This is a genomic window from Thioalkalivibrio thiocyanoxidans ARh2 (assembly GCF_000385215.1).
Taxonomy (GTDB): Bacteria; Pseudomonadota; Gammaproteobacteria; order Ectothiorhodospirales; family Ectothiorhodospiraceae; genus Thioalkalivibrio; species Thioalkalivibrio thiocyanoxidans.
The window spans coordinates 1-24,871 of sequence record NZ_ARQK01000025.1; the positions used below are offsets into that span (position 1 = coordinate 1).

Genomic DNA, 24,871 nt, shown 5'->3' on the forward strand with positions numbered 1-24,871 from the left:
GCGCTGACTGTCTGAGCGAAGCCGAAGGCGTAGCGAGTTTCAGCGCCGCCGGCCCGAGGGCCCTGGAGCAAGGTCCCCGGGCGGAATCCGGGTGCGCCTCGACGGGTACTTTCTTGGGCAAGCAAGAAAGTACCTCGGGGTGCGCTGCCGAGACAGCGCATGGCAGGCGGCCAGACAAAACCAATGTAAACACATGAGCGGGCAGCGGGCGATGAGCGCGCCGCGCCGTTATAATGCGCGGCTTTCCCCACATTCCGACCCGAGCGCGCCCGCGATCATGGACAAGAGCTTCGACCCCAAGAGCATCGAGCAGACCCAGTACGAACGCTGGGAGGCCGCGAACATCTTCGCGCCGCCGGAATCGGGCGAGGCCAGCTACTGCATCCTGCTGCCGCCGCCGAACGTGACCGGCACGCTGCACATGGGGCATGCGTTCCAGCACACCCTGATGGACACCCTGATCCGCTACCGGCGCATGCACGGCCACCGCACCCTGTGGCAGGGCGGCACCGACCACGCCGGGATCGCCACCCAGATGGTGGTCGAGCGCCAGCTGGCCGCCGAGGGCAAGAGCCGCCACGACCTCGGGCGCGAGCAGTTCCTCGAGGCGGTCTGGGACTGGAAGAACGAATCCGGCGGCACCATCACCCGGCAGATGCGCCGGCTGGGCGATTCGGTGGACTGGTCGCGCGAGCGCTTCACCATGGACGACGGGCTGTCCGAGGCGGTACGCGAGGTCTTCGTGCGCCTGCATGAAGAGGGCCTGATCTACCGCGGCAAGCGCCTGGTCAACTGGGACCCGGTGCTGCACACCGCGCTGTCCGACCTGGAGGTGCTGTCGGAGGAGGAGAACGGCCACCTGTGGCACTTCCGCTATCCGCTGGCCGACGGCTCCGGACACCTGACCGTGGCCACCACACGCCCCGAGACCATGCTGGGCGATACCGCCGTCGCGGTGCACCCGGAGGACGAGCGCTACCGCCACCTGATCGGCAAGACCATCCGCCTGCCGCTGGTCGGACGCGAGATCCCGATCATCGCCGACGACTACGTCGAGGCCGAGTTCGGCTCCGGCTGCGTGAAGATCACCCCGGCGCACGACTTCAACGACTATGCGATGGGTCAGCGCCACGACCTGCCGGTCATCAACATCCTGACCATCGATGCCTGCCTGAACGAAAACGTGCCCGAGGCCTACCAGGGCCTGGACCGCTATGAGGCCCGCAAGCGGGTGGTCGCGGATCTCGAGGCGGAAGGCCTGCTGGAGAAGATCGAGGACCACAAGCTGATGGTCCCGCGCGGCGACCGCTCCGGCACCGTGGTCGAGCCCTACCTGACCGACCAGTGGTACGTGAAGGCCGGCCCGCTGGCCGAACCGGCGATCAAGGCGGTGGAGGACGGCCGCATCCGCTTCGTGCCGGAGAACTGGTCGAAGACCTACTTCGAGTGGATGCGCAACATCGAGGACTGGTGCATCTCGCGCCAAATCTGGTGGGGCCACCGCATCCCGGCCTGGTACGACCGCGATGGCAACGTGTACGTCGGGCGTTCCGAGGACGAGGTGCGCGAGAAGCATGGCCTGGGCGCCGAAGTGGCGCTGGAACAGGACGAGGACGTGCTCGACACCTGGTTCTCCTCCGCGCTGTGGCCGTTCTCCACCCTCGGCTGGCCGCAGGAGACGCCAGAGCTCAGGGACTTCTACCCGACCAGCGTGCTGGTCACCGGCTTCGACATCATCTTCTTCTGGGTCGCCCGCATGATCATGATGGGCGAGCACTTCATGGGGGATGTGCCGTTTCGCGAGGTGTACGTCACCGGCCTGATCCGCGACTCGGAAGGCCAGAAGATGTCCAAGTCCAAGGGCAACGTGATCGACCCGATCGATCTCATTGACGGCATCAGCATCGACGACCTGGTGGCCAAGCGCACCCGTGGCCTGATGCAGCCGCAGATGGCGAAAAAGATCGAGAAGACCACGCGCAAGGCCTTCCCCGACGGCTTCCCCGCGTTCGGCACCGACGCCCTGCGCTTCACCCTGGCCGCGCTGGCCACCACCGGGCGCGACATCAAGTTCGACCTCGGCCGCATCGAGGGCTACCGCAACTTCTGCAACAAGCTGTGGAACGCCTCGCGCTTCGTGCTGATGAACGTCGAGGGGCAGGACTGCTCGGCCGCTGGCGACACCGCAGAGCAGCGCACCCTCGCCGATCGCTGGATCCTCGACCGCCTGGCGGCCACCGTCGAGACCGCCACGCAGCAGCTCGACGCCTACCGCTTCGACCTCGCCGCGCAGACGCTCTACGAGTTCACCTGGCACGACTACTGCGACTGGTACCTGGAGCTGACCAAGCCGGTGCTGAACGACGAGGCCACACCGGAGGCGGTCAAGCGTGCCACGCGCCACACCCTGGTCAGCGTGCTCGAGGCCCTGCTGCGCCTGCTGCACCCGGTGATGCCGTTCATCACCGAGTCGATCTGGACCAGTGTGAAGCCGCATGCGGGGATCGGCGACGACGTCGAGTTCCTGGTGCAGTGCCGCTGGCCGGCGCAGGACGGCTTCCCGCGTGATGCCACCGCCACCGCCGAGCTCGACTGGGTCAAGGACTTCATCACCGGGCTGCGCCGCATCCGTGCCGAGATGGACATCGCCCCGGGCAAGCCGCTGCCGGTGCTGGTGAAGAACTGGAGCGAGGCCGACCAGGAGCGCTACACGCGCCACCGCGGCCTGCTGGAGTTCCTCGCCAGGCCCGAGAGCGTCACCTGGCTGGATACCACCGACGAGGCCCCGGAGTCCGCGATGGCCCTGGTCGACGACATGCAACTGCTGATCCCGCTGGCCGGGCTGATCGACAAGGATGCCGAGCTGGCACGCCTGGACAAGGAGATCGGCAAGCTCGACAAGAACCTCGAGCAAAGCGAAAAGCGCCTTGCCAACGCAAGCTTCGTGGACCGTGCGCCGGCCGAGGTGGTGCAGAAGGAACGCGACCGCGTCGCCGAGATGCAGGCCACGCGCGAACAGCTCGCCGGCCAGCGCGAACGCATCCGCGCAATGTAGCGGATGCGGGCGTCCATGCAGAGAATCAACTGATCCGGTCGAGCATCCCCTGATGGCGGATCAGCCGGGCGAACAGCCGCCCGGTGTGGTACCAGTGCAGCATCCAGATCTCCCGTGCCAGCCGCAGCTGCGGTACGCGTGGCGAGTGCTCGGCAGGGCAGGGACAGACCTCGAGCCCCACCCCGCGCGCGATGGCCACGGCACGGGGCAGATGGAAGCGACTGGTCACCAGCACACAGCCCGGGAGGGCGCCATCGCCGTGCTGAAGCAGCAGATCGCGCGCGTTTTGCAGGTTCTCGAGGGTGTGCCGCGAGTCCTCTTCACAATAGATTCGGGAAGCCGGGAGGCCACGCTGGCGCAGAAAGGCCGCACCCGCGGCCGACTCGCTGGGCCCTTCCGGCGAGGTATACCCGCCCAGCAGCAGAACGCGGGCCTCCGGGTCGCGCCGCAGCAAGCGCAGGGCCCGCAACAGGCGCAGCCGGTAACCCGGCCCGGGACGCCCCCCTTGTAACTGCTGCCCCAGAACGATGATCCAGGGGGCACGTCCCGGACAGTGCAGGTTGCGCACCCAGAGGTGCATGCGCCCCCACAGCGCGAGCCAGCTAAGCCCCGCCGTCAGCACGATCACCAGATTGGAAAGCCCGAACGTCAGCAGCCCGTCCGGCCCGATGCGCCGAAGCCCGACCCGATCACTGATCAAAGCCCGTCCCCCATGTTGCCTCCAAGCGGCGCACTGGCAGCCAGCCGGCCACCCTCGCATCCAGAGCCCCCGCTGGGCCGCCCAGGCCCACAAAACCGCTTTTCCCCTGCCTTTCGAGGGTACCACGGCCCCTTGGGGTTGCGTATCATCGGCCCCGGGCCGGGAGGTGCTGGGCGTGCCGAGCACCTCTCAACAGGGAGAGCCGATTCCGGATTACGCCGCTAACTGGGGGAGAGACGTGGCAGCACAAACCGCAATGGAACAGGAAGTCGCCAGGCTGATCGTCGACAGCCTGAATCTCGAAGAGGTCAGTCCCGAGCAGATCGAGCCCGAGGCGCCCTTGTTCCGCGAGGGTCTTGGGCTGGACTCGATCGATGCGCTGGAACTGGCGTTGGCCATCTCGCGCGCCTATGGCGTGCAGATCCGTTCCGATGACGAGAACAACCGCCAGATATTCGCATCCTTGCGGGCCCTGACGGCCCATATCGAGGCGCATCGAGCCACGTCGTGAGCACCCGTCTTGCCGCCGGGGTAGCACTGGGCTACCCGGTGGCCGTGATCGCGGGTAGCTTCCTGGAGATGCCGCGCCTGCCGCTGGCCTGGCTGGCGCTGCTCATTCTGGTGCTGGCCTGGAAGGCTCTGCCCGTGTTCGGCCGAGCGGTGATGGCCCTGGCGCTGGCCATGCTAGTGTTGCTTCTGGGTACCGAGCCGGCCGGGAAATGGCTGATTTATGCGGTACCGGTGCTTATTCAAGGGGCCCTGGCATGGCTGTTTGCCCGCTCCCTGCGCCCGGGTTCCACGCCCCTGATCACCCGATATGCGCTGGCCATGGGCGCCTCCGACAGTCCGCCGGTACATCGCTATACGCAGCGACTCACGGTCGCCTGGGCCCTGCTGTGCGGTGGACTCGCCCTGCTGTCGGCGGTGCTGGCAGCAACGGTGTCCACCACTACCTGGGCGTTGTTCGCAAATGGGATCAATTATATGTTCCTGGCGGCCCTGTTCATGCTGGAATATCCATTACGGCGTCGGGTCCTGCGCGATGAACCCAGGGCGGGTTTTCTGCCCTACCTCGCCGCACTGGCGCGCGCCGACCACCGTCGCATCCTGAGGCAACGATGAGGCACTCAAACACCTTACCGCTGATCGCCGATCACTCCACGCCATTGGCCTGGGTGGCAGGGCGTCGTATCTCGCGTGCCGCGTTTCTCGCCGACGTCCGGGCCCTCGCCCGACGCCTCCCGGCCGGCGGGGCCCACTTCAACCTGTGTGAGGATCGCTATCGCTTCGCGGTCGCGTTCGCAGCGATCCTGTTGCGCGGGGGGGCCAGCATCCTCCCGCCGAACCGGGCCCGCACCACCCTGAGCGAAATCGCCGAGCGGCATCCTGGCGCGCACGCCCTGGTAGACGAGCGGGATCTTTCGATCACCATCCCCGTCGTTCCGGTCACCGCGGACGGGACGGAACACGCCCCTAATCCCGGGGCGACCCCGGAGATCCCGACGGACCAGATGGCGGTCCATGCCTATACTTCGGGCAGCACCGGACAGCCCACCGCCCACAGCCGCCGCTGGAGCAGCCTCCACGCCGTAACCACTCAGGCCCTGCGCCGTTTCGGTCTGGGCACCGACGGGGGAACGCTGGTGGGCACCGTCCCCGCACAGCACATGTACGGCCTGGAATCCACGGTGCTGTACGCCCTGCTCGGGCCCTGCACGCTCCTGGCCGAGCGCCCGTTCTTCCCGGACGACATCCGCCAAGCCCTGGCCGACCATGCACCGGCCAGCCTGGTCACGACCCCGTTTCACCTGGACGCCTGCCTGCGGGCGGGCCTGACCTGGCCCGACACGGCGCGGGTCATCAGCGCTACCGCACCACTGGAGCGCGACCGTGCACAGGCTGCGGAAACACTGCTCGGCACAACCGTCTGCGAGATCTACGGCTGCACCGAGGCCGGCGCAGTCGCCAGCCGCGAGACCGCCCGGGAGTCCCTCTGGAGACTCTATGACGGGATTTCCCTGACCACACTGAACAGGGAACGGATCACCGTACAGGGCCCCCAGCATCCGGAGCCGGTCGCCCTGCCCGATCGCATCGAGCGGGAAGATGCCCAGCGGTTTCGCATGCACGGACGCCCGGCGGATCAGCTCAATATCGCCGGCAAACGCGCCTCGCTTGCCGAGCTGAACCGGCGCCTGAACGCCATCCCCGGCGTACTGGACGGGGTGTTCATCCCGCCCGACCCCAAACAGGACGGCGGGAACAGGCGCCTGGCCGCGATCGTGGCCGCCCCCGAACGCTCCGAGGCCGAGATCCTGGCGGCATTGGCCGAAACCACGGACCCGCTGTTCCTTCCGCGTCCCTTGATCCGGGTGGACGCCCTCCCCCGCAGCGCGACGGGCAAAGTCCCGCGCCAGCTCCTGCTGGACCTGCTGGACCAGCACAGTCAGTGCGCCTGAGTCATGACGCCGGTTACCGCCACGCGCCGCATTCCGGACAGCCACCCGTCTCTGCCCGGACACTTTCCCGGTCAGCCCGTCGTACCGGGTGTGATCATCCTGGAGACGGTGGATGCGGTCGCGCGCGAAAGCGGCCTGGGCCCGGTGGCCGCGCTGCCCCGGGCCAAGTTCCTGGCGCCGTTACTCCCGGAGGTCGACTTCCGGGTCGAGATTGAGCCGCCCGGTGCCAGCGGCCTGCGGGCGTTCCGTGTCGTTCGCCTGGACGCCGAGACCCCCGAGCCCCTGTGTAGCGGACAGCTCAGGCTGCACGAAGACGGTCAACCGGTATGAGCCGCGGGTGGTTCCGCCAGGGGGAGCGCGGGTCTCCGCTGGCCTTGCGCATCATCCTGTGGATCGCTTTGCATCTCGGACGTCCGGCCGGACGCGCGCTGCTGTACCCGATCACTGCCTATTTTCTGCTGTTTGCCCCCAAGTCCCGGGGCTACAGCCGGGACTATCTGCGCCGCGTACTCGGGCGCGAGCCGCACCTGCGCGAGATCGCCCGTCACTTCCACAGCTTCGCGTCGGTGATCCTGGACCGCGTCTTCCTGCTGGCCGGAAAGGATGACAGCCTGGACCTTCGGGTTCACGACCGCGAGATCTTCCTCGAGCACGTCGAAACGGGCCGCGGCGCCCTGCTGCTGGGGGCACACCTGGGCAGTTTCGAGGCCTTGCGGGTACTGGCAATAGACAAACACGACTTCCCGGTACGCGTGCTGATGTACCGCGATCACAACCAGCGCATCACCCAGCTTCTGGAGGCGCTCAACCCCCAGGTCGCCGCATCGGTCATCCCCCTGGGCGAGACCGAGACCCTGCTGCAGGCCCGCGACTGCCTGGAGCAAGGGGGCGTTGTTGCCACCCTGGCCGATCGCGTAGCGGAAAGCGACAAGATGATCGAATGCCGATTCCTCGGAGGGCGGGCGTGGTTCCCCCAGGGCCCCCTGCTCGTGGCGGCAGTACTGAAGGTCCCGGTCATCCTCTGCTTCGGCCTCTATCGCGGCGGCAATCGCTACGATATCGTCTTCGAACGCTTCGCCGACGCCATCGAGGCGCCCCGCGGCCGACGCGACGAGGCCCTGGCCGAATGGGTCCAGCTCTATGCCGATCGTCTGGAGGCGCGCGTGCGCGAGGCCCCGTACAACTGGTTCAACTTCTATGACTTCTGGAATGACTCCCCCCGCTAAGCCTTGCTGCTGGCACCCGCCAGGGGCCAGGACACTGGCATTGATGCTGCTCCTGCTGGCTTGCCCGCTGTTCGCAAAGGCGGACCCGTCCGGGGACACGCTGGACCGGATCCTGGAAGCACTGGCCGATGATCCGCCCTCGCACATCGACTTCCGCGAGACACGCGAAGACCCCCTGCTCGAATTCCCCGAGACGCGCACCGGCACGCTGGTGTTCGAGCCGCCGGACACCCTGGAACGCCGCATGGATGGCGATGGCGGCGAACGCGTTCGCATCGAGGGTCGCCAGGTCGTCGTGGAACGCCGGGGCTCCAGCCGCGAGGTCGACCTGGACGAACAGCCGGGCCTGGCCGCGTTTGCCGCCCTGTTCCGCTCCCTGGCCCGTGGAGAACGCGAGGGACTGGAAGAGCACTTCGAGGTCGAGACCGAGGGCGACCTGGAGGACTGGAGACTGGAACTCACCCCGCGTGACCGAACCCTTCGTCGCATGATCCTGGGACTCGAGCTCCAGGGCGAGGGCGGCGCGCTCCTGCGCCTGGATACCGAGGAATCCGGGGGCCGCCACAGCCGCATGCAGCTCGACCCCCGAGACGGCGACTGATCGGTGCCGAATCGCCTCTACCTGTCACCGGGACCCGCGCTCTGGCTGATCGGGCTGCTGGTCGCGGCCGGCATACTGCTGTGGCGGGGCGAACTGGTAACCGACCTCCAGGGGTTCACCCCCGAGCCGGTCACCGAGACCGGGATTGCGCTGGATCCCGGGGGCGGCCCGGCCGGACAGATCCTGTTGCTGGGCATCGAGGGCGGCAGCAGCGCACTACGTGCGGATGCCAGCGACCACCTGGCCCAGGCGCTGCACGACCACCCCACAGTCGCGGAGATCCGCAACGGGCGGCTCGACCCGGATGACCCCGCGCTGGATTTCCTGCTCGAGCATCGCTATCTCCTGAGCCCCGAGGTGACGCCGGAACGTTTCTCCACCGAGAGCCTGCGCGACCAGCTGGAAGAGCGCCGGGAGGACCTCGGGAGCGCCGCCCCGCTGATGCCCCGGGAACTGATTGGCCGCGACCCCACGGGCGAATCGCTCGTGGTGCTGGAGCAACTCGGTCAGACCGGGGGCGCGGGGCAGCGCGACCGTCACGGCGTCTGGGTCGATCCCGAACGCGACCGGGCCCTGCTGCTCCTGCACAGCGCGGCCGACGGCATGGACCTGGACGGCCAGGAGGCGCTCCTGAAGGCCCTCGACGAGGCCTTCGCCGAGTACGCGGACGATCTGGACCTGCTCGTCGCAGGGCCTGCGGTGATTGCGGTCGAATCGCGCGGGCGCATCCGGGGCGAGATCACCGCCTTCAGCCTGGCCGCCAGTCTGGCCCTGGCCACACTGCTGCTGGCCGTGTTCCGCCACCCCCATCCGGTCTGGCTCGCGGCCGTTCCGCTGGCCACCGGCATCCTGGCCGGCGCCGCGGTGGTAACGCTGGTGTTTGGTCACCTGCACGGGATCGCGCTGGCGTTCGGCATTACGGTGCTGGGCATCGCGCTCGACTACCCGCTGCACCTGTTCGCACACAGCCGGAACCCCCCGAGTGACGGGATGCGCGGCGTCGCGCGCGAACTGTGGCCGGCAATCGGCCTGGGGGCCGGGAGCACGGTACTGGTCTACGCGCTGATGGCGATCACGGGCTTTTCCGGCATGGCGCAACTCGGGCTGTTCGTGCTGACCGGTGTCGGCGTGGCCGCGATCACCACGCGTTGGGTGCTGCCCCGCCTGATGCCGCAGGTGCTCCAGCGCAACGGGGTGCCCCCGGCGCGCCTGCCCGTACCCACCGCGCTGACACAGCCGCCCCTCACGGCGCGCTGGATCCTGGCAGCCGCGGTGCTGGGGGCCCTGGTGGTGATCGCCAGCACCGACCCGTTCCCCTGGGAGGACAACCTGGGCGCGCTGCACCCGGTGCCACAGGAGCACATCGACCGCGACCGCGAACTGCGCCACGCCCTGGGGCTTCCGGATATTCGCCATGCCCTGCTGATCACCGCGCCCGACCCCGAGCGGGCACTGCAGGCCGCCGAGGCACTGACCCCGGGTCTGGAAGATCTGCGCCATCAGGAAACGCTGACGGCCTACGACCATGCGGCCAGGGCCCTGCCGAGCCAGGCCCTGCAGCGCACACGCCAGGAGGCCCTGCCCGCCACGGACACCCTGCGCGAGCGGCTGGACACCGCCATCGACGGGCTGGGTTTTCGCGCGGACGCCTTCGATCCCTTTCTGGAGGATGTGGCCCGCTCCCGCGATCTGGAACCGCTCACGTTGGCCACACTGCCCGACGGCCCGTTGCGCCAGACGACAGGCACCCTGCTGATGCCGGGCGAGGACCGCGGCGACTGGATGGCCTGGGTGCGGCTGAGCGGCGTAGAGGACGCGACGGAGGTCAGGAATTGGCTGCAGCGGGAACCGCTGGCGGACCTGCCCGAGCTGGGCGACGTGGGCGTGCAGCACGTGGATTTCCTGCGCGCGTCGGAGGACCTGGTCAGCGAATTCCGCGATCAGGCGCTGGAACGGCTGGCCCTCGGCGTGGGGGCCGTGGCGCTGTTGCTGCTGCTGGTCACCCGCGCCCCCGGGCGCAGCCTGCGCATCCTGACGGCGGTGGGCAGTGGCCTGGTCCTGACCGTGGCCGCCCTGATCCTGCTCGGGATCTCCCTGTCCCTGTTCCATCTGATTGCACTGCTGCTGATCGTCGGGCTGTGTCTGGACTACGCAGTGTTTTTCAGCCGCCCCCTGAAAGACCTCCAGGCACGACTGCGCACGGCCGCCTCGGTCAGTATCTGCGCGCTTTCCACCGTGGCCGTGTTTGGCTTGTTGGCCCTGTCCAGTCTGCCGGTGCTCCGGGCCATGGGTCTCACGGTGGTGCTGGGCGTGGTATTTTCCTTTCTCGCAGCCGCGCTTCTGGCGCAGCCCCCCCGGTCGCGCCGTACAGTGCCGGAACATCAATAAACCCCTGCAGCCAATCTCCCGCCAACCGCAGCCCGCCGAATGAAGCCACTGGTCATCTCCGCTCACACCCTGACCTCCGCCAACGGAACCGGCCGCCAGGCCAATGCCGATGCCCTGCACCAAGGGGACAGCGGACTGCGCCCCTGCGACCTGGACTCCGTGCGGCTGGACACCCATATCGGGCGCGTGGCGGGCGTCGAGGACATCGCTCTGGCCGATCACCTGGCCCCGTTCCAGTGCCGCAATCACCAGCTGGCCGAGCTGGGGCTGCGCCAGGATGGCTTCGCCGAGGCTATCGGGACCGCCCGCGAGCGCTACGGCGCCGGACGCATTGCAGTCCTGATGGGTACCAGCACCTCGGGGATCGCGGCGACGGAACAGGCCTACCACCGCCGCGACCCGTCCACCGGGGAGCTGCCACCGGACTACGACTACCAGCACACGCAGAACATGTTCTCGCTGGCCGATTTCGTCGCTACTCGGCTCGGGCTGCGGGGACCGGCGATGGTGGTCTCCACGGCCTGCTCGTCCAGTGCCAAGGTCTTTGCCGATGCGGAGCGCTTCATCGCGGCCGGGCTCTGCGATGCCGCCGTGGTGGGCGGAGTCGACAGCCTCTGCGGGATGACCCTGTACGGCTTCAATGCGCTGCAGCTCGTGGCACCGGGCCCGTGTCGCCCACTGCACACCGAGCGCGCGGGGATCTCCATCGGCGAGGCCGCCGGTTTCTTCCTGCTGGAAAAGACCGACAGCGGTGCGGCCGGTCCCCGACTGATCGGCCACGGCGAATCCAGCGATGCCCACCACATGTCCGCCCCGCATCCGGAAGGGCTTGGTGCGGCACGGGCCATGGAGCAGGCCCTCGCGCGGGCACAGCGACCCGCCGGGGCCATCGACTATGTGCTCATGCATGCCACCGCGACGCCGGCCAACGACCGCTCCGAGGCGCGCGCCCTGGCGCGCCTGTTTGGCGCGCACAGCCGCGCCGCTGGCACCAAGGGCCTGACCGGCCACACCCTGGGCGCAGCCGGTGCGGTCGGGGTCGCCCAGGCACTGGAAAGCCTGGAGAGGGGCTTCGTACCCGCCACGGCAGGACTCGACCACCCGGACCCTGAACTTGAACTGGACGCACGAGGGGCCGCTGAGGAACGCGATATCCGCCACGTACTGGTAAACGCATTCGGCTTTGGCGGCAACAACTGCAGCCTGCTACTGGAGGCCGCATGAAGGTCGGTATTGCGGCCATCGGCCTGCTGGGCCCGGGCCTGGCCGATTTCGCCTCGGCGCGCCCCGTCCTCGCCGGACAGAAGGCCCACGAGCTGACGCCGGTCGCCATCCCGCCGACCACCCTGCTGCCGGCCAACGAGCGCCGCCGCACAACGGACACGATTCGCCTGGCACTGAAGGTCGCGGAGGAGGCCACGACCGATTGCGATCGCAGCCAGCTGCGGTCCGTGTTCGCCTCGTCCTCCGGGGACATGGACATCATCGACCGCATCTGCGAGGCCCTGACGCAGCCCGAGCCCATGGTCTCGCCCGTACAGTTCCACAACTCGGTCCACAACGCGCCGGCCGGAAACTGGTCGATCGCCACAGGGAATCCGGCCCCCGCCACGGCCATCTCGGGCTTCACTGCAACCCTGGCGGCGGGCCTGCTGGAGGCCGCCACGCTGCAGCAGGCCGAGGGTGGCGAGGTCCTGCTGGCTGCCTACGATGTCGCCTCCATGCCCACATTCCGGCGCGCACGGCCCGTCACCGAGCCATTTGCCGTAGCACTGCGTCTCGGCCCCGCGGGAGCCCGGCGGCCCACACTCGAGCTGACCCTGGGAGAAGCCGGCGATCCCACCCCTTGCCGCCAGGATGCACTGGAAGCCTTGCGCGGCACCAACCCTGCCGCCCGCGCCCTGCCACTGCTGGAGGTGCTCGCGCGCGGCGAGGGCGGTCATGTTACGCTTGCCGCGCCGCTGGGACGATCGCTGGAGATCCGCGTCACACCTTGATCGCTCCGCGGTTTTCCCAATCTCTGCGACGGATCAGGACGATCCCACATGAAGGCCGCCAGCCCCCAACTGAACCACGCGGCGATCTGCCGCCTGCTGCCGCATGCAGGCGCAATGTGCCTGCTGGAGGCGGTGGTCGCATGGGACGATCAGGCGATCCATTGCCGCGCTATCAGCCACCGCGACCCCGAAAACCCGTTGCGTAACGCCACCGGGCTCCCGGCCCTGGCGGCGCTGGAGTACGGCGCCCAGGCGATGGCCGTGCATGGCGCCCTGCTGGCCGACACCGGGCCACCCAAGGCCGGCTTCCTGGCCGCGGTCCGTAACCTGCACGTGCGGCGGGCGCTGCTGGACGACCTGGACACGGACCTCGACATCACGGCCCGCAGCGTGATGTCCGATCGCAACAGCTCCATCTACGATCTCGAGGTAGCGACCGACGGCGAACCCGTCCTGTCCGCGCGCGCGACCGTGATCCTGCAAACCGAGGACACCCCGACATGAACCATCGCGCACTGATCACCGGCGCCAGCGGTGCCATCGGCCAGGCCATCGCGCGGGCGCTGGCCAATAGCGGCTGCGAGGTCCTGCTGCACGCGCATCGCAACCCGGGCCCCGCCTGGGACCTGGCCGAACAGATCCACTCCGGCGGCGGCCAGGCGGATGTCCTGGTCTTCGACATCACCGATGCCAATGCCGCGCGGGAGCAGCTGGAGCCCGTCGCGGCTGCGCAGCCGGTGCAGATCCTCGTACACAACGCGGGCGTGCACGACGACGCGCCGCTGGCCGGCATGAGCCCGGAACAATGGGGCCGGCCGATCGATGTCGCGCTCAACGGGTTCTACAACGTGGCCCAGCCGCTGCTGCTGCCCATGATCACCACCCGCTGGGGGCGCGTGATTGCGATCTCCTCGGTGGCCGGCGTGGTCGGCAACCGCGGCCAGGCCAACTACGCCGCGGCCAAGTCGGGACTGCACGGGGCCATCCGCTCGCTGGCGCAGGAGGTCGGGTCGCGCGGCATCACGGCCAATGCGGTCGCGCCGGGGATCATCGAGACCGCGATGAGCGAGTCGAGCTTCGACGCCGAGACGATCAGGCGCATGGTGCCCGCGCAGCGCGCCGGACGCCCCGAGGAGGTCGCCGGACTGGTGGCGTATCTGGCCTCCGAGCAGGCCGGCTATGTCTCCGGCCAGGTGATCGGCATCAATGGCGCACTGGCCTGAACCGAGCCAATGGCGATCGTCCACGCGCTGATACCGGCCCATAACGAGGGCCCCACGATCGCCGCTGTGGTCGCGGCTACACGCCCTCATGTCGACCGGGTGATCGTGGTCGACGACGGCTCGCGGGACAACACTGCCGACCAGGTCGAAACCGAACCCGGGAGGGTCGAACTCCTGTGCCTGCCCGACAACCGAGGCAAGGCGAACGCCCTGTGGACGGGCATGCAGCACGCCCTGGAACAGGGGGCCGATGCCGTGATCACGCTGGATGGCGATGGCCAGCACGATGCCTCGGAAATTCCCGGCCTGATCGCCGCCTGGCAGGCCCAGCCCCGGCGTCTGGTGATCGGGGCACGGCTTAAGGGTCGGGAAACAACGCCCCGCCTGCGCCTGTTCGGCAACCGGACCGCCGACTTCTGGATCGGCTGGGCCTCGGGGCAGCCGCTGCACGACTCGCAATCCGGCTTTCGCCTGTACCCCGCCGCGCTACTGCGCCGGCTCGCACTGCCCCATGGCGAGCGCCGCAGCTTCGTATTCGAGAGCGAGGCCCTGATCGAGGCCGAGCGCCTGGGCTTCCCCGTCACCCTGGTGCCCGTGCGCTGCATCTATCCGGATCAGCATCGCGCGAGCCATTTCCGGGCCGCCACCGATACCTTGCGCATCATCCGAATGGTGGCCCTGCGCCTGCTTGCACGCGGCCTGCATCCACTGGGCCTGCTGCGGCATCTGGGGCTGCTTCGCAGGCCCTGAAGATCGCGGCAAGGAACGGATTCCTAAACCTTTTTCCCGGGACAGTCATGGCAATTCGTGATCACGCTGCCTACACTGCGAGGTGATCATCCACCATCAAGGGACACACCATGTCTGGAAGACTCCTGCTGATCCTGTTCGTGGCCAGCGTGCTCGTACTGGCGGGCTGCCGCGGCACAGCCCCGGTGCATGACGTCAGCGACACCACGGTCACCGACGTACACGGCGATCGTCCGGGCGCTGAACAGATGCAACAGGCCATCCGCAATGCCGGCGCGGCACTCGGCTGGCAGATGAGCGAGACCGAGCCCGGCCTGCTCGAAGGCCGACTGTCGCTGCGCGACCACATCGCGGTGGTCGAGATCCCCTATGGGGACGGGGAATACAGCATCCGCTACAAGGACAGCTCCAACCTCGACTACGAGAACGGACGCATCCACCCGAACTACAACAACTGGGTGCAGAACCTGGACAACCAGATCCGGGCGGAAATCTCGGCACTCTGACTCCCCGCTTCGCTCAGGGGTCACACAAGAAACATAAAGGCCGGGCTCTCGCCCGGCCTTTTATTGATCCACCGATCCGCAGCCGCCCTCGGGGCAGGCAGGAGCCTTCGGCCCTGCGCCTCCCTAATCGTTATGTGGTCGCGGCGGGCGACTGTCAGTGCCGGAGGTCTCCCGGTAATCGCTCTCGTAGCGCCGGTCGGGCGCCTCGCCCTCCGGCTCCGAGTCGCTTTCGCGAGGGTCGCGGCCTTCGCCAGTGCCATAATCTCGATTCGGCACATTCGACAACAGGCGTCCCGCGCGATCCTCCAGGCGGTCCCGCGTGGGCTTGTCCGCCAGCTCCTCGGCGCTCTGCGCAAGATGATGGTAAAGATCGCGATAGGAACCCGCCATGGTGGCGAACAGGGTGGCCGTGCGATCGAAGTGATCGTTGACCTGGCTCCGATAACGCGTCAGTTCCTGCATGCGCCGGTCCAGTTCCTCCTCCAGTTCGCGGATGAGTTTGCGTTCATCACTGGTCACACGCCCCACCCAGAAACCCACCAGGCCGGCCACCACGATCGCCAGAATGCCAAGGGCCGTCCACAGCCCGACTGCCGTCTGCTCTTCCACTGTCACCTTCCACAAGGAAACACCGGGTCATTGTGCCGCACGACCACCGCGAACGCACTCGCCGAACCCCTCGGCTGCCGTGCTAATCTCGTTTCACGCAAACCACGTCAATGGAACCCGATCAACCTGACGAGGGGTACATGCTCGATCTTCCATCGCGATTCTCGATTCACGCCACCGATGGGCGCTGAATGATGCGCCGAGTACCTGTCGCGCACTGGATCGCCCTGCCCCTGATCATCACGCTGGCCGGGCTCCTGTCCGGCTGTGCACCGACCACGCTCAAGGCCCCGGCCGATCCCGAGGATCCGGTCATAGTGGTCGTGCTCGACCATGGCCGCCACTCCAGCCTGGTGCTCCCGGGCGAGCAGCCCGGACAATGGTTGCGCTATTCCTATGGTGACTGGTCGTTCTATGTAGAGCGCGACACCGGGCCGGGCGCGATGCTTGCGGCCGTCTTTGCCTCGACTCCGGCGGCACTGGGCCGCCAGGAGCTTGAAGGCACGGATCTGAACGCGGCCTTGCGCGGCGGGCTGCGCGTACCCCTGGAGGACGTCCACCACGTCGAGGTTCCGGCCGGGCGGGTGCGCGCGCTGGTCGAGAAACTGGAGACCATATGGGAAGAGGGTGCCGACGAGCGCGTCGATTCGGACACCTGGGGCATGAGCTTTGTCGGCCACCCGGATGCCTACACCCTGCGGCACAATTCGAACCGCGTGGTAGCGCAGTGGCTGGAGACGCTGGACATCGAGGTCTCGAAGAAACCGATCCTGTCGAACTGGCGGGTCGAAACCCGCTAATCCTTGTCTACAGGCCGTGCGCCCATTCCAGGACCGCATCCTGGAGATTGCGCCCGTTGCCGATGTGCGCGCGCGACCCGTTAACCAGCACCGCGACGATCACGTCGTCGCCACCGGAGGTGCGGACATAGCCTGCCACCGCCGAGACCTCGTTGATGTGGCCGGTTTTCAGGTGCATCTGCCCGCGAAGGTCTCCATTGCGGAAACGGTTGCGCAGGGTTCCATCCAGCCCTGACAACGCCAGGGACGACTGAAACTCCGGACGATGCGGGTGCTTCCATCCGGCCTCGAGAATCTGGCCAAGCTGCCGTGCGGTCATACGCGCGTCGCGGCTGAGACCCGAACCGTTGTCGATGACCATGCCGCCGACGTTCACGTCCATCTCGCGCAACGAATCCATCAGAGCCTCGCGCCCCTTGTCCATCGTCGCAGGCGGGCCGTGCTTGCGCGCCCCCAGGGTCAGCAGCAAGTGATCACTCATCACGTTCGAGCTCCACTTGTTGGAGACCCGGATCAGGTCGGACAGGGGTCGCGAGCGGTGGCGCACGATCGGCTCGTCATGCAGCACGGGCAGTACCCCCGTACGCACCGTCCCCTCCAGCTCGCCACCCCACTGCTGCCAGGCCATGCGAAACATCTCGGCATGGTTGTCTTCCGGCGAGAGCACCGAGCGCAGCATCTCGTAATTGCCGCAGTTCACCGGGTACCGTCCGGAGAAGGTCACCCGCTGGGCATCCTCATCCACGTTGAGCTGGATACCCCGTTGCCATTCGCCGCAGCCCCCGCGCGTCGGCTGCAGGCGATTGACAACCTCCAGCCCGGGCAGTGGCGGATCGACCACAACGTCGATGCCGTTACCGCGCCGCTCGGGACGGACATGGAAGCGCTGGGCGTTGGAATTCACGTGCAGGGCGTACGGCAGCTGGTTGTACGCCCGCAATGGCTGCCCGTTGAAGTCGCCCGGGTCCGCGTCCGGCAGCTGGAAATGACTCGCATCCAGGATGACGTCACCCTCGATCCGCTTGAGACCGGTACGGCGGAGCTCGCCGATCATGCCCCAGTATTCCTCGCTGACCATGCCCGGGTCGCCAGTACCGCGAATCACCAGGTCACCGCGCAGCACGCCATCCCGGATCGGACGGGTAGCCCAGATCTCGGTGTTCCAGGTGTAATTGGGGCCCAGTTCGTGCAAGGCGGCCAGCGAGGTGGCCAGCTTCACCGTCGAGGCCGGGTTGTAGGGGGTATCGGCGTTTAGCCGGGCCAGCACGGCCCCGTCCGGCACCCGCTGCACCCAGAGACCCACCGAGTCGGGCGACAGCCCCTGGGCCTGTATGGCTCGCTGCAGCGATGATGGCAGGTGTTCGAACTGCGCCTGAGCCGGCAGTGCCGCCAGCAACACGGCCATGCACAGGGCCCAGAAGGGAATCGCCCGGCGGCGCGCCCACCGGGTCAAACAGAAAAAACACACACGCATCGCAGCTACCATCCCGCAGCGGACACCGGATCGACGTCACCATAGTCACCCGCAAACGGGGGCCTGGCAAGCCCCGGGGCAACAAACCGACAATCCATTCCGGGCAATCCCGAATCCGTCTCAGGCCCGCTCGAATGGAAAGTCGATGACCTGCTCGATACGCTCCACGCCCAGCAGGCACATCAGCAGGCGATCCACACCCAGCGCCACCCCGGCACAGTCGGGCAGTCCCGATTCCAGTGCGGCCTCCAGATGGATATCCGGCTCGGGGAGTTCCTGACCCCGCTGGCGACGCATGGCCTGATCCCGTTCGCGCCGCTCGCGAAACTGGGCAAGATCGCACAGCTCGTGGTAGCCGTTGGCCAGCTCCACCGCCCCCCAGTACACCTCGAAACGGGCCGCGAGTCGGGTATCCTGGTCACAGGGACGCGCCAGCACCGCCTGAGTTTCCGGATAATCGAACACCACCGTGAGCCGGTCGTCCGGAAACGCCGGGGCAATCACCAGGCTGATCAGGAGGTCCAGCCAGGCGTCCCGGTCCAGCTCCCCCTGGATCTCCAGCCCCTGCCGTGCCGCAACGGCCTGCAGCTCCGCGGCCTCCACCGTCAGCGGGTCCACCCCCAGGTGATTCCGGAACAACGCCCGATAAGAGATCTCGCGCAGGTGGTTCGGCTGCCTCCAGGCCGCATCAAGTGCCGCCTGGGTCATGATCAGGGCCACCACCTCGCGCGCCAGGCGGCGGTGATCCAGCCCGTGGCGGTACCACTCCAGCAGCGTGAATTCGGGATTGTGGCGGGGCCCCGCTTCGCCACCCCGAAAGACGCGCGCGATCTGGTAGATGTCGGGCGCGCCCGCGGCCAGCAGGCGCTTCATCGGGTATTCCGGCGAGGTCTGCAGATAGCCGCTGGCGCCGTCCGGGCTGGCCGCGGTCCAGCTCTCGACCATCGGATCCAGCGGGGCCCCGTGGCTCAGGATCGGGGTCTCCACCTCGAGCACGTTGCGCGCGGCAAAGAACCCGCGCAGACCGGCCAGCAGCCGCGCGCGCGCCTCCCGGGCCGCCGCGGCGCCCGGTCGCCAGTCGGTCATACCCGGTCGCCCGCGACGATCAGACGCGCGAGACGTACTCGCCGGAACGGGTGTCGACCTTGACCGTCTCGCCCTCCTCGACGAACAGCGGGACCTTGACCACGGCCCCGCTCTCGAGCGTTGCCGGCTTGGTGCCGCCCTGGGCGGTATCACCGCGCACGCCCGGGTCGCACTGGGTGATCTTCATCTCGACAAAGGCCGGCGGCACCACGGAAAGCGGCTCGCCGTTCCACAGGGTCACGGTGCAGACATCCTGCTCCTTCAGCCACTGCCCGGCGTCACCGAGCGCCGCCTCGCCAACGGCATACTGCTCGAAGGTGTCCGGCACCATGAAGTGCCAGAACTCGCCATCGTTGTAGAGGTACTGCATCTCGGTGTCCATGACATCGGCCGCCTCGACCGACTCGCCGGACTTGAAGGTCTTCTCCAGCACCCGCCCCGTGCGCAGGTTGCGCAGCTTGACGCGGTTGAAGGCCTGGCCCTTGCCCGGCTTGACGAATTCGTTCTCGACGATGGCCTGCGGATCGCCATCCAGCAGGAGTTTGAGACCGGCCTTGAATTCGTTGGTACTGTAGGTTGCCATTGCGCGTCAGTCCTCAAGCGATTGCGTGGCGCGGACATGACCGCCCACATGAAAGAGCCCGCCATGCCCACAAAGCCCATCATGATAACGCGCACGCCGCGGGGAACCCAGCCGACCCGCCAGACCCATGCCGCACCCGCCACGCCCGCATGGCAGCATGCGCTTGCCCATGCGATCCGCGACCCCGAATCCCTGGCTCTCGAACTGGATCTGGATCCGGTCTGCCTGCCCGGGCTGCACGCAGGCCATGACCTGTTTCGGGTGCGTATCCCGAGGAGCTATCTCGCGCGCATGCGCAAGGGCGACCCGCGGGACCCGCTGCTGCTGCAGGTGCTCCCGCAGCTTCGGGAGACCGAGGAACACCCGGGATTCGTGGCGGACCCGGTGGGCGACCACGATGCCCTGGCCGCCCCCGGCCTCGTGCACAAGTACCACGGTCGCGTGCTGCTGCTGACGACCGGAGCCTGCGCCGTGCACTGTCGCTACTGCTTCCGGCGCGAATTCCCCTATGCCGAACACAACGCGTCCCGGGAGGACTGGGCGCCGGCGCTCGCCTACATCAAGGCCGATCCATCCATCCGCGAGGTGATCCTGAGCGGTGGCGACCCCCTGTCGCTGACGGATCACCGCCTCGCGGATCTGCTCCGGCGTCTGGAGGCCATCCCCCACCTCGAACGCCTGCGCATCCACACGCGGCTTCCGGTCGTCCTGCCGGAGCGGGTGGATGACCAGCTACTGGGCTGGCTGGGCACGGGACGCCTGCACCATGTACTGGTCCTGCATGCCAATCATCCGCAGGAATTTGCCGATCCGGCTGCCCCCGCCCTCGCCCGCCTGCGCGAGCGCGGCATCACGCTGCTGAACCAGGCGGTACTGCTGGCCGGAATCAACGACGATCCGGACACCCTGTGCGAACTCCAGGAGGCCGGCTTTCGCCACGGGATTCTGCCCTACTACCTCCACCTGCTCGACCGCACCCGGGGTACCGCCCATTTCGAGGTCGCGGAACACCGCGCGATCGAACTGCACCGGGCGCTGCAGGCCCGGCTGCCCGGTTACCTGGTGCCCCGCCTGGTCCGCGAGATCCCCGGCCAGCCCGGCAAGACACCCCGATGGAACGAGGCGTGAAGGCGCATCCGCAGCCTCGGATTAGCACTCTCCACCGGAGGTGCTACAGTGAGCGGATGTCCGGCCACCCGCGGTGCGACCTCAAGACCCTGTCATGACCGACGCCCTGCCCAAACTGCCCACCCGCACCGCCAGCCCCGAGAGCTTCCCGCATCGCCAGCCGCGCAGCCTGCGCCAGTGGTGCCAGGCGCTCCCGTCGGCCGACCCGGAATCGGCCTGTTCCCGCCTGCGCCAGGCGCTGAACGAACTCAATGGCCTCGCACTGGAGCCGGGACACCGCTTCGCGCTGATTACGGTCCTGGAGGAATCCCTGCTGCCCCTGTTGCAGCGCATGGAGCAGTCCCTGCACCAGCGGACGCTCCCGCTCGGGCCACGCAGCCTGAAGCTTGCGCGCGAACAGGCCGAAGCGCTCGAGGGTCTGCTCGTCGCCTGGCTGCTGATCGCGCGCGAGCACAACGGGCAGGGCGAACCGGGCACCCGCGCCCTGCAGGCCGCCATGGCCCTGAGCGCATCCCGGGCCGTGCACCACTGGCGCCTTTACCAGCCGCTCCCGGATGCCTTCTGGCGACGTACCTACGCCATTCTGTCCTGGGCACGCGAGCAAGGCATCGCGCAGGCCCCCGCACAGGCCGAAGCCCGCTATGGTCCAATGTCCATGGCGCCGATCGAGACCCTGACGGCCCGCCTGATGATCCTGGGAGGCAGTGACCCCAACGCTCTGGAGGTGGGCGAGGTGGACCTGCTGGCCCGCTGGCTGGACCGCCTGCCCCTGTCCTGCGCCGAAGGGCTGTCCCTGACCGCGAATCCCGACCTCCTGGTCCTGTGCGCGTCCCTCGACAGCGACCACCCGCCCGGGCTGACGCTGCGCGAACATGCGCGGCTGCATACCGACTGCTGCGTTGAACTCGGTCCAGCGCTGGAGCGGTTGCGCGAGAACCCCCGCCTGCTGGAACCGCACCGGCGCCCCGACGAACGCAGCCTGACCGAACGGCTGCTGCGACTCTGGTCGCAGCTACCCACCCGCCAGCATTCGCGGGAAACCACCGAGGGGCAGCACCGCCTGTGCCTGGTGGGCCTGGAGCGCATCCAGCACTTCCTGCGCGAAGAACTGGAGGAACGCAGAAGCGCCAGCCCCTCCAGCTCGGCGGAGCGAACCCCGCGCGATGCCGACCGCGTGGGCGTATACGACCTGTCGAGCGCCGCGGAACGGGGTTCCGATTTTGCCCTGGTGGATTCCGGCCCGGATCGGCCGCAGCCGGAACTGCTGCTGCAGGCAACCGAGCCGCCCGACATGGCGGCGACCGCCTGGGAAAATGTCAGCCGCGGACTGGAGAGCGCCCGGCGCGACGAGCCCCGGACACCGATCACCAAACGGCATCCCCCCGAACACTGGACGGTGGATGACATCGGTGCCGGAGGGCTGCGCCTGCGCCTGGCCCAGCCGCGCCAGTCACTGCTGATTGGCGATCTGATCGCCCTGCGTCCTCCCGACGGCCATTCCTGGACGGTCGGCGTCCTGCGCTGGATCCGCTACGACGGCGAGATCGAAATCAGCATCGGGGTGGAATTTCTGGCCGAGCGCGGCCTTCCGGTGCAGCTGCAGCACTACCGCAGTGGCCGCACGGCTGGCCCAGTCCACCCGGGACTGTTTGCCTCGCTGCGCAGTGATCACCGTGGAGCCGCACTGTTCATGCCGGCCCAGGTGTTCGATCACGAGAGCCGCGTCGTCTGCTGGCTGGCCGGTCACCCGCGCGTGCTGGCGCTGGACAGCGAGCGTACGGGTACGACACTGTTTACCGAAGCCGGCTGCAGGATGACCGATCTGACGCCGGGGGGACCTGCTCCCGATGACATGGAAGCCAACGAAGCGGTGGCCGACCAGACCCCGGACGGGCTGTCGCTCTCGCCGCGTGAACGCAATAATGGACCCGCATGAGCGAAACGATCCGAATTCTCTTCGTTACGGCCAATCCGAACCTCGCCGAACAGGTCATCAGCAGCATTCGCACGCGCGGTAGCGCGGTACGGCCGGAACAGGTCGAAACCGGTGACGATCTGGTCAGTGCGCTGGAGAACACCCGGCACGACGTGATCGTGCTGATCGAGCCGGGCCTGGAGCTCTCGCGGGAGGATGTCGATGCCGCCCTGCGCGACGCCGGTCGCCGCATCCCGCTGGTCCTGCTAACCGAACGCCCGGAGGCCGAACGGATGCTGGACTACGAGGCCGGGAGCTTCGCCGTCGTGGACCACGAGCAGGTGGAGCTGGCGAGCCTGATGGCCATCCGCGCGGCCGAACAGCGACGCCTGCGCCAGCGTGTCCAGCGTCTCGAGGCCTCGCTGCACGAATCCGAAAGCCGCTGCCAGCTGCTGCTCGACAACTCCCGCGATGCGATCGCCTATGTCCACGAGGGCATGCACCTGTACGCCAACGCCTCCTGGCGCGAGCGCTTCGGGATCGAGGACCCGGACGACGTCGACGGGCTGCCGCTGATGGATCTGGTCACGCCCGATGATCGCGGCGAGATGAAGGCGCTGTTGCGCCGTTTCCACAATGGCGAGGAAGGGGACACCGCGCGCGCACGCTTCCGCCTGCAAAGCGTTGACGGGATGCCGTTCGAGGCCGATCTGCGCCTGTCCGCCGCGAGCGTAGAGGGCGAGGCCTGCACCCAGCTGCAACTGGAGACCAGCCAGGAGGATCCCGAACTGGCAGAGAAGATCGACTTCCTCTCGCAACGCGATCTGGTCACCGGCCTGTACAACCGCCAGCACTTCCTGTCCATGATCGAGAGCGCCCAGGCGCGGGCCGAGGAAACGGAAAAGCCCTTCGCCCTGCTGACCCTGGCAGTCGACCGCTTCGCGGAGATCCGCGCAAAGGTCGGTATGTCGGCCGCCGACCTGCTCCTGGCGGACCTGGGCAAGCTGATCGAGGATCATTTCCCGGAACCCGCGCTTGCGGCCCGCCTGGAGGGCGAACACTTCGGCGTGCTGGCGCCGGAGACCCGCCGCCAGGAGATCGAGGAACGCCTCCACGGCCTGATGCAGGCCGTCACCGGCCATGTATTCGAACTTAGCCAGTCCTCGACCAACTGCACCCTGTCGGCTGGCGTGGTGATCGCCGACGAGAGCGCTCCCAGCACAGAGGACCTGCTCGACCAGGCCCACCGGGCGCTGGAGGAGGCGATCGAGGCGGGCGGCGGCGTCCATCGCTTTTACCACCCGGCCGAGGGCGAGATGACCCAGGGTCAGGCCGACCAGCAATGGAAGCTGCGCATACAGGATGCCCTGGACCACGACCGCCTGGAGCTTCGTTTCCAGCCGATCGTACACCTGCACGGCAACGACCGGCCGCGCTATTCGGTGTTCGTGCGCCTGCGCGATGCCGACGGGCACCTGCACGAACCCCCCGCCTTCCTGCCCGCCGCCGAACGCACAGGGATGGCCCCGGCGGTGGACCGATGGATCGTCAAGACCGCACTGGGCGAACTCGCCGAGTGCCTAAAGAGCGCGCCCAAGACTCAGTTCTTCCTCAAGCTGGGCACCGGCTCGCTCGGCGACCCGACCGTGGTCAACTGGCTCAACGACGACCTCCGCGCCCTGCGCATCCCGGCCGACAATGTCGTGGTCGAGCTCAAGGAACCGACTGTGGTCACCAACCTGAAGCCGGCGATGAACGTATCGCGCGGTCTGGCCGAGATGCACAGTCACCTGTGCGTCGACGACTTTGGCAATGGCCTGAACCCGTTCCAGCTACTGCAGCACCTGGCGGCCGACCACATCAAGCTGGACCCGTCGTTCGTCGAGGGACTGGCGGAGGACGAGGAAAACCAGGAGGCGATCCGCGAATACGTCGACACGGCACACGCCAAGGGCAAGCAGGTGATCGTGCCGCACGTCGAGGACGCCAGCGTGCTCGCCGTGCTCTACGGGCTGAACGTCAACCTGGTGCAGGGGTACTTCATCCAGTCGCCCCTGGCCACGCCGACGTTCGACTTCGAGGCGACCTGACCTAGGGGAACACTGATTAATGTACGCGCTCGCGTTGGCACCCCAGGTTTTCCGAGACAAGGCGTGGTGCGCAGCCGGTAGTGGTTCTACCGGCAAGGGCCGCAACGCAGGATCGGGGAACCTGGGGTGCCAACCCCACAAGCTATTGAATGCAGGGGCTCGGCCGCCCGTTGTTATCAAAAACGGGCGCGCGCACGGCGTTGCGGCTCCCTTGTGCAGAATGACTGCACGGCAGTCACCGCGCCTTGTTCGCACGCAAAAGCGACTCGAGCGCGAGCGTG

At 67.8% G+C, this 24,871-nt stretch carries 23 protein-coding genes; 18 read left to right on the plus strand and 5 right to left on the minus strand.

The window, feature by feature from the left end; translation table 11 throughout:
- The first annotated feature begins 277 nt into the window (after positions 1-277).
- Positions 278-3,055 carry a valine--tRNA ligase gene (locus tag G372_RS0100985; RefSeq protein WP_019623711.1) on the plus strand — a complete coding sequence of 926 codons (2,778 nt, stop codon included), beginning with the start codon at positions 278-280 and terminating at the stop codon, positions 3,053-3,055.
- Between the two features lie 25 nt (positions 3,056-3,080).
- On the opposite strand, the gene G372_RS0100990 is transcribed toward G372_RS0100985, so the two are convergent.
- Entirely contained in the window at positions 3,081-3,755 is a 675-nt protein-coding gene (locus tag G372_RS0100990) for a YdcF family protein (protein WP_018865387.1), read from the minus strand.
- 238 nt (positions 3,756-3,993) lie between these two features.
- Between G372_RS0100990 and G372_RS0100995 the strand changes: the two genes are divergently transcribed.
- From G372_RS0100995 to G372_RS0101055, 13 genes are all read left to right on the plus strand, one after another.
- The gene (locus G372_RS0100995; protein WP_081618911.1) at positions 3,994-4,266 is read left to right on the plus strand and encodes a phosphopantetheine-binding protein; all 273 of its coding nucleotides are present in this window, start codon (positions 3,994-3,996) and stop codon (positions 4,264-4,266) included.
- Positions 4,263-4,877, plus strand: a complete 615-nt coding sequence (locus tag G372_RS0101000; protein WP_019623712.1) for a COG4648 family protein — start codon at positions 4,263-4,265, stop codon at positions 4,875-4,877. The genes G372_RS0100995 and G372_RS0101000 overlap by 4 nt, the downstream gene beginning before the upstream one ends.
- Entirely contained in the window at positions 4,874-6,214 is a 1,341-nt protein-coding gene (locus tag G372_RS0101005; RefSeq protein ID WP_018865384.1) for an AMP-binding protein, read from the plus strand. Before G372_RS0101000 ends, G372_RS0101005 begins: the two co-directional genes overlap by 4 nt.
- 3 nt (positions 6,215-6,217) lie before the next feature.
- Entirely contained in the window at positions 6,218-6,544 is a 327-nt protein-coding gene (locus G372_RS0101010) for an ApeI family dehydratase (protein ID WP_018865383.1), read from the plus strand.
- On the plus strand, positions 6,541-7,440 hold the full coding sequence (locus tag G372_RS0101015) for an LpxL/LpxP family acyltransferase (RefSeq protein WP_018865382.1): 900 nt from the start codon (positions 6,541-6,543) through the stop codon (positions 7,438-7,440). The genes G372_RS0101010 and G372_RS0101015 overlap by 4 nt, the downstream gene beginning before the upstream one ends.
- 46 nt (positions 7,441-7,486) lie before the next feature.
- The gene (locus tag G372_RS0101020; protein WP_026340323.1) at positions 7,487-8,041 is read left to right on the plus strand and encodes a LolA-related protein; all 555 of its coding nucleotides are present in this window, start codon (positions 7,487-7,489) and stop codon (positions 8,039-8,041) included.
- Positions 8,042-8,044: 3 nt separating this feature from the next.
- Positions 8,045-10,429 (plus strand): MMPL family transporter, encoded by a 2,385-nt coding sequence (locus tag G372_RS0101025; protein WP_019623714.1) that lies wholly within the window; start codon positions 8,045-8,047, stop codon positions 10,427-10,429.
- 39 nt (positions 10,430-10,468) lie between these two features.
- A complete protein-coding gene (locus tag G372_RS0101030; protein WP_019623715.1) occupies positions 10,469-11,653 on the plus strand; it encodes a beta-ketoacyl-[acyl-carrier-protein] synthase family protein in 1,185 nt (394 codons plus the stop codon).
- Positions 11,650-12,426, plus strand: coding sequence for a beta-ketoacyl synthase chain length factor (locus tag G372_RS0101035; RefSeq protein ID WP_019623716.1), 777 nt, complete (start codon positions 11,650-11,652; stop codon positions 12,424-12,426). Before G372_RS0101030 ends, G372_RS0101035 begins: the two co-directional genes overlap by 4 nt.
- Before the next feature lie 48 nt (positions 12,427-12,474).
- Complete coding sequence (locus tag G372_RS0101040) at positions 12,475-12,930, plus strand: hotdog family protein (RefSeq protein ID WP_019623717.1); 456 nt, start codon at positions 12,475-12,477, stop codon at positions 12,928-12,930.
- On the plus strand, positions 12,927-13,649 hold the full coding sequence (fabG, locus tag G372_RS0101045) for a 3-oxoacyl-ACP reductase FabG (RefSeq protein WP_019623718.1): 723 nt from the start codon (positions 12,927-12,929) through the stop codon (positions 13,647-13,649). The genes G372_RS0101040 and fabG overlap by 4 nt, the downstream gene beginning before the upstream one ends.
- Positions 13,650-13,658: 9 nt before the next feature.
- The gene (locus G372_RS0101050; RefSeq protein ID WP_019623719.1) at positions 13,659-14,399 is read left to right on the plus strand and encodes a glycosyltransferase family 2 protein; all 741 of its coding nucleotides are present in this window, start codon (positions 13,659-13,661) and stop codon (positions 14,397-14,399) included.
- A 110-nt stretch (positions 14,400-14,509) separates the two neighbouring features.
- Positions 14,510-14,905 carry a hypothetical protein gene (locus tag G372_RS0101055; protein ID WP_018865374.1) on the plus strand — a complete coding sequence of 132 codons (396 nt, stop codon included), beginning with the start codon at positions 14,510-14,512 and terminating at the stop codon, positions 14,903-14,905.
- A gap of 123 nt (positions 14,906-15,028) precedes the next feature.
- On the opposite strand, the gene G372_RS0101060 is transcribed toward G372_RS0101055, so the two are convergent.
- Positions 15,029-15,514: a Z-ring associated ZapG family protein gene (locus G372_RS0101060; RefSeq protein ID WP_018865373.1), complete on the minus strand. Its 486-nt coding sequence runs from the start codon at positions 15,512-15,514 to the stop codon at positions 15,029-15,031.
- Between the two features lie 191 nt (positions 15,515-15,705).
- Between G372_RS0101060 and G372_RS0101065 the strand changes: the two genes are divergently transcribed.
- Positions 15,706-16,314, plus strand: a complete 609-nt coding sequence (locus G372_RS0101065) for a DUF2459 domain-containing protein (RefSeq protein ID WP_018865372.1) — start codon at positions 15,706-15,708, stop codon at positions 16,312-16,314.
- Between the two features lie 7 nt (positions 16,315-16,321).
- Here the strand turns inward: G372_RS0101065 and dacB are convergent, their stop codons facing one another.
- The 3 genes from dacB to efp all read right to left on the minus strand — a co-directional run bounded on the left by dacB (position 16,322) and on the right by efp (position 19,457).
- A complete protein-coding gene (gene dacB / locus G372_RS0101070; protein WP_020008808.1) occupies positions 16,322-17,788 on the minus strand; it encodes a D-alanyl-D-alanine carboxypeptidase/D-alanyl-D-alanine endopeptidase in 1,467 nt (488 codons plus the stop codon).
- Between the two features lie 120 nt (positions 17,789-17,908).
- A complete protein-coding gene (gene epmA / locus G372_RS0101075) occupies positions 17,909-18,874 on the minus strand; it encodes an EF-P lysine aminoacylase EpmA (RefSeq protein ID WP_018865369.1) in 966 nt (321 codons plus the stop codon).
- Between the two features lie 19 nt (positions 18,875-18,893).
- On the minus strand, positions 18,894-19,457 hold the full coding sequence (gene efp / locus G372_RS0101080; RefSeq protein ID WP_018865368.1) for an elongation factor P: 564 nt from the start codon (positions 19,455-19,457) through the stop codon (positions 18,894-18,896).
- A 63-nt stretch (positions 19,458-19,520) separates the two neighbouring features.
- Here efp and epmB point away from each other — a divergent pair, with 63 nt between their 5' ends.
- The 3 genes from epmB (at position 19,521) to G372_RS0101095 (ending at position 24,590) form a co-directional block, all read left to right on the plus strand.
- On the plus strand, positions 19,521-20,585 hold the full coding sequence (epmB, locus tag G372_RS0101085; RefSeq protein WP_019623721.1) for an EF-P beta-lysylation protein EpmB: 1,065 nt from the start codon (positions 19,521-19,523) through the stop codon (positions 20,583-20,585).
- Between the two features lie 94 nt (positions 20,586-20,679).
- Positions 20,680-22,521, plus strand: a complete 1,842-nt coding sequence (locus tag G372_RS0101090) for a PilZ domain-containing protein (RefSeq protein WP_019623722.1) — start codon at positions 20,680-20,682, stop codon at positions 22,519-22,521.
- Positions 22,518-24,590: a GGDEF/EAL domain-containing response regulator gene (locus tag G372_RS0101095; protein WP_019623723.1), complete on the plus strand. Its 2,073-nt coding sequence runs from the start codon at positions 22,518-22,520 to the stop codon at positions 24,588-24,590. Before G372_RS0101090 ends, G372_RS0101095 begins: the two co-directional genes overlap by 4 nt.
- The last annotated feature ends 281 nt before the right edge of the window (positions 24,591-24,871 follow it).